The following is an 8897-nucleotide window of genomic DNA, read 5'->3' as shown; positions in this document are numbered from 1 at the left end:
GTAAGTCAAAACTGACTGGAATACAAGTCAGAACTGACTTTAGGGAATAGGGACGTTAAAGGACGGCGCAGGCGCAGGGACCGACCTCTTCCGAGGATTCGGGCGTGAAATCCTTGCCGCACCTTGGGCATTCGTCGTCGCACCCACACGACCAGATGTCCTCCCAGGACACGTCGCAATAGGTGCAGTGGTATTTGTTGAGCACCGCCGGCACGCAATCCTTGGCGCCGGGGTCCTGGTGATCGCATTTGGCGAATAGCAATGCCATCAGCTGAACTCCCCATAGAGGTCCCCAAACATGAAGCATGGGACCCGTGGTTGTGGATCGGGCGTCGCGTAGGCGCAGTCGGCGCAGGTCGGCGAGCGCTTTGCCCCAATGAAGCCCTCGCCGCAGTCGCGGCAGTGGCCTACATAGTCGCCGGGAGCCCAGCCAAAGCGGGCAGGGCGCGTGTCGACCTTCCAATCTTTCGGTATCGCTGGTCTGGTCATTGCAGCAGGATTCCTTTCAGTTCCTTCATCACTTGCTTCGGCAGCTCGGCGAGATCCTTCAGCACGACGGCCTTCGGGTAGAAGGTCTTAACCGAGCTATCCATGATGCCGATGCCGATCGTCTCGATCCGCTTTTTCTCGCACTCCTCGACCGCCTTATGGAGGTCCGAGTAGATTTCGTCCGAGTAGTAGGACATGCCCGCGGGGTGCCCGTCGGACAGCACGATCAGCACCTTGCGCGGCTCTTGACGCATCGCCAGGCGGTTGCCGGCGAAGCGAACGGCCTCGCCGTCGGTGTTGCCCTGCATCGGGCAGGTATAGGGCGCGATCGCGAAGCGGCGCTTCACATCGGGGGTCAGGCGCTCATTCACTTCCTTGTAGATCGGGTGATAGAGCGCGCCGTAGCGCGAGAACTTTCGACCGATGCGCTCCTCTTCGGCCTCTTGCTGCTCGGCCCAATCCTTGACGCCCCGCGGGATCATCGTGGTGAACCCGATGACCTCGTGCTTGATGTTGACCCGCTGCAAGGTCGAGGAGAGGGCGTAGCCTGCGCTCATGGCCATCTCCATCTTCTCGCCGGACATTGAGCCGGAATTGTCGATCAGGAGCGTGACGGCCGTCTCCTGCGACTTGTGCTCCTCGAGGCGGCGAAACACACGGTCGTCGCCAGTGCGCAGGCGATGCAGCGAGCCGGAGTGCAGGCGGCCCGACCGGAAGCCCGGCACTTTGAGCACCTGGCTGCGCGCGGCCATCATACGCTCGATGTCCTTTTGCATCGGCGCGACCATGTGACCGGTGCGCTCGTCGAGCTCCGTGACCAGGCCATTAAGCGTGACCTTCTCGCACTCATAACGACCGCGCTTGCCCTTACGGTAGACCTCCAGTTCGGGGTTGCCCTCGGGCACGGGGAACTTCTCACAGACGTCCCACTCGGTCGTGTAGACGCGATAGTCCAGGCCCTTGATGCTGCGCGTCGCCTCGTTGGTGATGATGAAGGCGATACCCTTCGCCATGTCATCGCCGAGGTTTTCGATTTCCGCGCCCATGAACGGGTTGCTTTCGGGCGCGAGCTCGGAGTGCTCGCTCACCGTCTGAGCTTCGTCTTCCGCGTCGGCCTTCTCGCCAGTGGGGCGGGACTGACCGTCTGCTTGGTCGTCTGCCTCGGAGCCTACTTCGCCGTCGGCTTCGCCTTCATCACTCTCGCCTTCATCGCCGCCGTCGTCGTTATCACCGGCATCACCCTCTGACTGAGAGCCATCGGCATCTTCGTCGCCCTCGGCGTTCTCGCCTTTCGCGCCAGATCCCTCGTCGTCCCCTTCACCGTCCTGGTCGCCGGAGCCGCCTTCGGCATCGCCTTCGGCATCGCCTTTGTCGTCGCCGGAAGCATCATCGTCACCAGCTTCGTCGCCGTCATCTTCATCGAGAGGCTCGGAGCCTTCGGACCCGCCAGCGCCCGCGTCGTCGCCGCCAGCCTCCTCTCCATCATCTTCTTCGTCGCCGGCGTCCGATTTGCCTTCGCTATCGCCGTTTTCGCGCTCGTCCTCGTCCTGATCACCGTCGCGTCCGCCAGCGCCCTCCTGGTCGCCTTCGGCATCGGCTTCGCTCCCGTCTCCCTCGTCCGCCTCGGACTCATCGTCCGCTTCCCCTTCACCCTCGGACCCTTCGGCTTCCTCGCCTTCTTTGCCATCCTTTTCACCCTCTCCGGTGTCGCCTTCGCCGTCGTCACCTTCTTCGCCAGCCGGCTGCTGCTCGTCCGACTGATCGCCGTCCGAACCGTTGTCCTCTTCGTCCTCGGGCTTATCCTGGTTGTTGCCTTCGCCATCCGGATCGTCCGACTTCTTGCTGTCGGACTGCTCCTCCTGATCCTTCATCTCCTCGTTGATGGCGTCAGCCATGCTTTGCTGCGGCATCGCCGGCGGAGGAGGGGGCGGCTCGGGGTGCATGATGTCGAACAGGATCTCGGCGATCTCGAGGGTCTCCCAGGAGTCCTTCGTCTTGCCGATGCGCTGCTTGACCTTCTCCGGGACCAGCTTCGAGTAAGCATCGACGAGAGGGTCCTTGTCGTAGCCGTTGGCGACGATGAAATCGGTGAACTTCTGCTGGCAGGCCCAGGAGCGGACCAGCGCGACGAAGATGCAGCCGAAGCGGTCTTGCGGCGTCTTGGCCCTCTCGATCGCGGGCTTGGAGATCTTCTCGATGAAAATGTCGTGGAGCTTGTCGACGTTGTAGGCGGAGCCCTTGAAGCGCTCGGCCATCTTCCGCTCGACATACGGATCTTCGACGACGTTGTGGACCTGGCTCATGAACTGGCCAGCCTGCTGCGGCGTCATCTTGGCGCGGCGAGCGCGATCGGGGGTCGCACCGCGCTTCTCGCTCTCGGCCACGGCGGCCCAGTCCGTATCGAGGACGTGGCCGATCTCGTGGTCGATGAAGCCTTGAATTGCGAAGCACAGGCGATCGTCGGCGTCGTCCGGCAGATGCGGGATATTGACCCGGATCGGCTTCAACGTCTTCTTGTCGGTCGCAACAAAGGCCTGCGCGCCCACCTGGGTCACTGCGATGCCGCGCGCTCCGATCATCGGAACGAGCTTCTTAACAACCTCGCGGAGTTGCTGGACTTTGTTCATGCTGTGCTGTGCCCTGTAAGTCAGAAGTGACTGTAGAAAAACGCTACAGCGTCAGACGTTGGGTTACAATTGGGAGAAGCTTGGTAAGATCAGCCGCGGCGAGCAGCGAATTGCCCATGGGCGGGATCGTGATGTGGACGTCGCCGAGCTCCGGATGCGTGCCACTGAAGACTGTGCAAACCTGACCTTCGTAGGTCTCTTTGTTTTGGAGCTCGTTGGCGAGCTCGTAGGCACGTTCATGGGAGACTTCGGTGATGCGAGACATATACCGCTATTCCTGATTGCATGGATTAAGTCAGCACTGACTTTCGTCAGATGGCATAATTTAAGCGGCCCCGCAAGGCCGCCTAAACTACGGGAACGTTCGAACCGCCTTATTCTTTGAACGCTGCCCGGAGCTTCGCCTCGACATCGCGAGACAAAGAAGGGTCCGAGTTCTTCGACACGCCGCGAATGAACTCGATGATTTCCTTTTCGTTCTTCGTCAGCGGGGTGCCGAAGATCTGCGCGATGGCATCGGCCGCATCCGGCCAATACTGGTTGAGCGCCAGTCGAAACAGGAAGCCCGCGTCAACGTTCAGCGCCCTGGCGAGCAGGGGCACCTTGTCCAAGGGCACCTTCATAGTGCCCTTGGCCATCATGTTGACCGGGTTCGGTTTGTCGTAGCCGATCGCCTCGGCGACGTCGCGCTGGGTCTTACCCATCGTCTTGGCGATCTCGAGTTGAGCCGCAATAAACTCGTGAATTTTAATCCCAGAGGCAGTCTTATTCGGGGTCTTGGACACTTTCGCGCCCTCCATAGTAGACAACATCAAAACTTCTCCTCAATGGCGGTTGCCGACGCCCCGCAATGATTGCTCTCGATATCAGCTCTCTCGGCGTTTGCATTCGCGCAAACGTCTGAGCGATGATGAACGTATAGCAGATCAAAAAAGGCTTTGTGCTCGGAAGTGCAACTCCCATCTAGTCAATGCTGACTTCGCGGAAACTGTTCCTAAAATTGGGACAAGTCAAGAGCGGTTGTGTATAGAAAGAGAAATGCCTATATGTTTCAACAAGTTACGGGTGAAATATTCCATAATGGATGTTATGCGAATTGCAGTTGCCTAATAGATTTGCAACGTGGCGCCGGTGCTATGTTGATGTTGCCACTTATACCCGAACCCGATTCGGGGCGCTACGGGGATTTTTGCCGACTGACAAGGCCTTGGTAATAGTTCCGAATCATGACAATCCTCGTAACGTAACGAGAGGAATGCCATGGCGGACTTTGGTGGACCCCAGCGTGTCAGAAAGCTGCGCGAGCGGCGCGCGGCCGAGGGTTTCGTCGAGACCAATATCTCGATCCCAAAGGAGATCCGCGAGGTCATCGACAGTAAGGTGGCGTCAGGTGCGTATGAATCGCGGCGGTGGGCAATCATCGACGCGCTACAGAAGGTTTTTCTGCAACAGGATCAGCAACCTACGCAAGCAAAAGGCCCCTGAAGCTGGACACTTCAGAGGCCTTGGATAGCAATCTAACCGACAGTTGGAAACCGGGTTAGCAACAGCACGCTCCCCTTATGCCAACTGTTTGATTCGGTGTCAAGAACACCCCGAATCGGGTGATCGCTCCCGCTTGCCCAAATTTGGGGAAAAGACATGCAACCGGCATCGTCAGGATGGCGGAGGGCGACCGCGGCTGCCCTGGAGGGACGCAGGCATACCGTAGAGCCGGATCGTGCCGTAAGCCGTCGGGAGCTCAACACGGCCGCGCGCAACGCCATGAAGGGGCTGCGGCTGTCCCCTTCCCTGCGCAATCTGCTGGGTGAGCTCGTGGGCGTCTGGGGCGAGGTGATGGTGAAGGACAAGATCCTCGTCTACCCCTCGAACGACTACCTGGTCGCCCGCACTGGCCTGTCCGAGCGGGCCGTCCGCTATGGGATCGGCCGTCTCGTGGAGCTGTGCCTGGTCTCCGTCAAGGATTCGGCCAACGGCAAGCGCTTCGCCATCCGCAACAAGGCCGGCGACCTGCTGGACGCCTATGGCTTCGACCTGACCCCACTCTACAACCGGCGTGCCGAGTTCGTGGAGCTGATCGCCGAGCAGACTGCGGAGATCGAGCGGCGGGAGCGCATGTTTGACGAGATCACTATCTGCCGGCGGGCCGCGCAGGAGACGATCGCGGCGCTGAAAGAAATTGGTGGCAGATTTCTTACGCGGTTCGAGCAGCTGGTCGGCCGCACGCCGAGACGCTCCAGGACGGCGGCTGCGGCGGCTGCGGAGGCGGTGGAGCCGGTGCTGGTCGAGTGGCGCGCTTTGCGCCAGGAGCTCGAGGAAACGTTCTATCTAGCCGCCTCTGGCGGCAAGAACGGCCGTCTCATTGAATCAAAACCCTCCGAATCTAAAATCCAGAGATTGGAGCAAGAGGCTCCGCGAGGAGCTGAGGTCGTGGAAGATCCTTCTCCACCAACGAGCGCCCTCCCCGTGGCGCTGGTCGTCGAAGCATGTCCTTCTCTTTTGGAATACGTCGAGCAACCGAAGGATGAGGTCGACCTGGTCGCCGCCGGCCGCGTCCTGCGCTCGACGCTGGGCGCACACGCGACCGTGTGGAGCGAAGCGGTGGAAGCCCTCGGGCCGGTGTCGGCCGCGGCCGCGGTCTGCCTGGTGCTCCAGCTCTATGAGAACGACGCCGCGCGCGGCCAGGCGCAGCGCATCCACAATCCGGGCGGCTATCTGCGATCCGTGGTGCGGATGATCAAGGATGGCCGAATGAATCTTCGGGCCGAGCTATTGGCTTTGGTTCGGAAAAATACCAGTCCGCCGCCGTTCTGAGCAGGCCGGTGTTGTTGAGGATGACGAGCGCAGCGATGAAGGCGATGCCGCCGAGGGCGTATTTCATGGGAACCCAAACTAAGAGAAGGTTTTTCGACGTGTGTTAAGGGTTTTCAGGAGGTTGGCTCGAGGGGCAGGATTCGAACCTGCGGTGGGGTGAGTAACAGTCACCTGCCTTACCACTTGGCTACCCTCGAACATCGGTGGGGCGGCGGACCGGGATCGAACCGATCACTTGGCGAATGGCTCAGAAGGGCGATCAACTCCAACCGCACCACCGTTGCTGCTTCCAGCGCGCCGCTTAGAACATTGGCCCGACGTGTTTCGAGGCGAGGTAGAGCAGATAGATGCCCAGTGCCAGGCCTAGAAACGTGCCGCCGGACGCGATCAGCATGTAGATGAGGATCTCGGTCATCAGCCGACCGTGAATTTCTTGACGTGCGAGCCGTCATCGAGCCAGACGTTAAGCCGGTTCGGGTTCACGTCGATATTGCTGGAGATGCCGTTGGCGGGGTCGAGAACGTTGACCGACAGGTGATGGATGCGTGCGACCAGCTTGATCGTGTCCACGCAGTCGATGAGCTGCCGGCCGATGAACGGTTTGTAGAGCCTCAGATCCTGTCCCATCATTTCCTCGGGAAAAAGGGGCGGACCCGAAAGCCCGCCCCGAGCACAACAGAGGAGAAACACGACTTAACCCAGTCGCCGGGGTAACATAATTGCGCGGATTGGATAAGTCAATACTGACTTATTGCGCAATTCTCAAAACGTCCTCAGTCGTCTGCCCCAAAGGACCGTATTCGACCAGGTCCAGATTGTCCCATTCGCCCTGGATTCGGGCCACAATCGCTCTCAAGCGGCCCTCGGCCTTTCGCGCACGGAGCAGGAGCTCCGTGTTGTGAGCCTGGAGCGCCGTATTCTGCACCTCCAGCTCCACAATCTTCGCGCTGAGCAGGCGAATAGCCTGGCCCATCTGCGCTTCGGTCCGGGCGACACCCTCCCGGACGCCCTCGTCCCAAGCCTTGTTGATCTCGTCCTGCAGGCCCATCAGTCCACCCTCCCCTCGGCGCCCTGGAAGTCGATCGCGACCGGGAAGCGAAGCGAATTGTCGGGCGTGCGGCCGAAGTGCCGAATCGTGGCGAACTTGTAGCGCGCGGCGTTCGCCAGCAGCTCTTTGGCGAAGTCCTGGGTGCCGCGCATGCCGGCGCCGACCTCGCCCTCGGGTGCATCCGGGATGTCCAGGACGATACGCTTGGCGTAGCCGGCCCAGTTCCCGTTGCCCTCCTCGATCCGCTTGATCGGGAATTCCTCGGTGATGAACTCCTTGCGCTTGAGCAGGCTCTTGGAGCGGGTGTCGAAGTCGTAGGGCGCGTCCAGGCGCACCATCTGGCCTTCGTAGCCGTCCTGAGTGTAAATGCCGTTCATCTGATCGAGTGTCGCCTGATCAGCGATCGTCTCGGTCGGCACCAACACAATTACGCCGCTGTTGAGCGCGCCAGTCTCGGACAAAACCCGCAGCATCTCGACTGCGCGCTGACCGAACGATTTGTCGCTCGGCAGATCGTAGACGTGATACTGGATCAGCTTCGCGGCCTCGACCTTCTGGTCGGCCGTCGGCTTCTGCTTACGGACCACCGAGACGATCTTGTTGAAGTCGTCCTTGAGGTCGTGGTTGTAGAATTCACCATCGAAGCTGATGTCCGGATACTTCGCGAACACCGGCGCCAGCGCCTCGAGGACGTGATCGCAATTGTAGTGCGGCTGGAGCTCGCGCGAGAACGCGCCGTGCCGGTTGATGATCGCCCGGATGCCGTCGAGCTTCGGCTGACTGTAGACCGGGAAGGTCAGCGGCTTCTTCAGCTTGCCGTAATCGGCGGCGAGCATCGGGCCAACCGGCACGCTGTCGAGCTCGGCGATGGTCATACGATATTCGCGCTTGAGCTTCTTACCCTCTTCGGCCGCCGCCTCGTTCTGCGCCTGCTCGAATGCAGTGGTGTAGTTGGCCTTGCCGGCGTTCTTGGCATAGCAGGTGGTCCAGCCCGACGTGACGAGCGAGCCGCCCTGAATGCCGGCGATGGTGCGATACTTGTCGCCGTCGACCTCGTATTGCCAGGTGCGGATCTTGCCCGCGGTGTCGCGCTTGTAGATCGGTTCCGAAATCAACTCACTTCTCCTTCTTGATTGTGACGGTGATGCGCTTGGGCGGCTTCTTGCCGGTTGCCTCGAACCCTGCGACGTTGATCTCGACGGAATTGACCGAGAAATCGTCGTCCAGAGCCTGGTAAAGGAAGACCGAGCCGCTGCGACCTACGAGCGCGAAGTGCTCCTCGATGATGATGCCGGCGAGCTCCTTGCGCAGCTCGCGCAGGCCCTCTTTGCGGCCGGCATTGAGTCCGCGGATGAAGTCGGGCGAATACTCACCCATTGGACATCTCCGCATTGATCGCGGCGCTCATGTCGCCGGTCTGGGCGGCACTCACGAGTGCGGATGCGTCGGTCTTGGCCGGCGCTGCGGGCTTCTCGACGTTCTCGAGCTCCATCGCTGGCTTGGCGCTGATGCGCCGCGACTGCTTGACGGTCTTGTTGACGTAGTTCTTGGCGTTCTCGTTGTGCTCGAGGAGGTATTTCTCCTCGGCCGACGACAGCGAGTGCCGCTGCATCTGTTTGTCCGAGATCAGGATCTTCCCGGTCGCGTCCAGCAGCTTGGTGTCGAAGTCGCGGGTCTCACCCGGCACGGTCGAGTGATAAGTGTCCTCGCCGGTCTGCACCATTCGCTTGATCAGGAGATTGATCGGGCACTTGCCGCAATGCATGGCAGCCTGGCACCCCTGACGCTTGTCGGCCGGCCCATCGCCGCGCCAGACGAGATCGCGCAGAATGAAGCAGGCGGCGATCCGACTCTTGGTCGGAAACACCGGGCAGTTGATGACGAGCTGGTTGTCGTGCTGAAGGGTCTTATTAATCATC

General features: G+C 60.6%; 12 protein-coding genes and 1 tRNA gene. 3 read left to right on the top strand and 10 right to left on the bottom strand.

The annotated features are described in order from the left end of the window. Nucleotides 1–55 precede the first annotated feature (55 nt). Entirely contained in the window at nucleotides 56–268 is a 213-nt protein-coding gene (locus IVB12_RS15595) for a hypothetical protein (protein WP_247300305.1), read from the bottom strand. Between the two features lie 217 nt (nucleotides 269–485). After that, nucleotides 486–2384: a hypothetical protein gene (locus IVB12_RS15590; protein ID WP_346658499.1), complete on the bottom strand. Its 1899-nt coding sequence runs from the start codon at nucleotides 2382–2384 to the stop codon at nucleotides 486–488. 42 nt (nucleotides 2385–2426) lie between these two features. Between IVB12_RS15590 and IVB12_RS38390 the strand changes: the two genes are divergently transcribed. Then, the gene (locus tag IVB12_RS38390; RefSeq protein WP_346658498.1) at nucleotides 2427–3146 is read left to right on the top strand and encodes a hypothetical protein; all 720 of its coding nucleotides are present in this window, start codon (nucleotides 2427–2429) and stop codon (nucleotides 3144–3146) included. Between the two features lie 13 nt (nucleotides 3147–3159). Here IVB12_RS38390 and IVB12_RS15585 read toward each other — a convergent pair whose 3' ends face one another. Together IVB12_RS15585 and IVB12_RS15580 are read right to left on the bottom strand one after the other, a co-directional pair. After that, complete coding sequence (locus IVB12_RS15585) at nucleotides 3160–3381, bottom strand: hypothetical protein (protein ID WP_247300303.1); 222 nt, start codon at nucleotides 3379–3381, stop codon at nucleotides 3160–3162. A 109-nt stretch (nucleotides 3382–3490) separates the two neighbouring features. Beyond that, on the bottom strand, nucleotides 3491–3901 hold the full coding sequence (locus tag IVB12_RS15580) for a helix-turn-helix transcriptional regulator (protein WP_247300301.1): 411 nt from the start codon (nucleotides 3899–3901) through the stop codon (nucleotides 3491–3493). Between the two features lie 475 nt (nucleotides 3902–4376). Between IVB12_RS15580 and IVB12_RS15575 the strand changes: the two genes are divergently transcribed. Then, nucleotides 4377–4601 (top strand): ribbon-helix-helix domain-containing protein, encoded by a 225-nt coding sequence (locus IVB12_RS15575; RefSeq protein ID WP_247300298.1) that lies wholly within the window; start codon nucleotides 4377–4379, stop codon nucleotides 4599–4601. A gap of 156 nt (nucleotides 4602–4757) precedes the next feature. Further along, nucleotides 4758–5930: a plasmid replication protein RepC gene (gene repC / locus IVB12_RS15570; protein WP_247300296.1), complete on the top strand. Its 1173-nt coding sequence runs from the start codon at nucleotides 4758–4760 to the stop codon at nucleotides 5928–5930. Nucleotides 5931–6052: 122 nt separating this feature from the next. On the opposite strand, the gene IVB12_RS15565 is transcribed toward repC, so the two are convergent. The 6 genes from IVB12_RS15565 to IVB12_RS15540 all read right to left on the bottom strand — a co-directional run bounded on the left by IVB12_RS15565 (nucleotide 6053) and on the right by IVB12_RS15540 (nucleotide 8896). After that, a tRNA-Asn gene (locus tag IVB12_RS15565) sits at nucleotides 6053–6127 on the bottom strand. A 217-nt stretch (nucleotides 6128–6344) separates the two neighbouring features. Continuing rightward, entirely contained in the window at nucleotides 6345–6557 is a 213-nt protein-coding gene (locus IVB12_RS15560; protein WP_247300294.1) for a hypothetical protein, read from the bottom strand. A gap of 121 nt (nucleotides 6558–6678) precedes the next feature. After that, the gene (locus IVB12_RS15555; protein WP_247300292.1) at nucleotides 6679–6978 is read right to left on the bottom strand and encodes a hypothetical protein; all 300 of its coding nucleotides are present in this window, start codon (nucleotides 6976–6978) and stop codon (nucleotides 6679–6681) included. Next, nucleotides 6978–8093, bottom strand: coding sequence for a hypothetical protein (locus IVB12_RS15550; protein ID WP_247300291.1), 1116 nt, complete (start codon nucleotides 8091–8093; stop codon nucleotides 6978–6980). Before IVB12_RS15550 ends, IVB12_RS15555 begins: the two co-directional genes overlap by 1 nt. Nucleotide 8094: 1 nt before the next feature. Next, nucleotides 8095–8355, bottom strand: coding sequence for a hypothetical protein (locus IVB12_RS15545; protein WP_247300289.1), 261 nt, complete (start codon nucleotides 8353–8355; stop codon nucleotides 8095–8097). Further along, the gene (locus IVB12_RS15540) at nucleotides 8348–8896 is read right to left on the bottom strand and encodes a hypothetical protein (RefSeq protein ID WP_247300287.1); all 549 of its coding nucleotides are present in this window, start codon (nucleotides 8894–8896) and stop codon (nucleotides 8348–8350) included. Before IVB12_RS15540 ends, IVB12_RS15545 begins: the two co-directional genes overlap by 8 nt. Between the last annotated feature and the right edge of the window lies 1 nt (nucleotide 8897).

It is taken from the genome of Bradyrhizobium sp. 179 (genome assembly GCF_023073535.1).
Taxonomy (GTDB): domain Bacteria; phylum Pseudomonadota; class Alphaproteobacteria; order Rhizobiales; family Xanthobacteraceae; genus Bradyrhizobium.
Note: the sequence above shows the minus strand (reverse complement) of the source record. Positions and strands in the feature narration are given on the sequence as shown.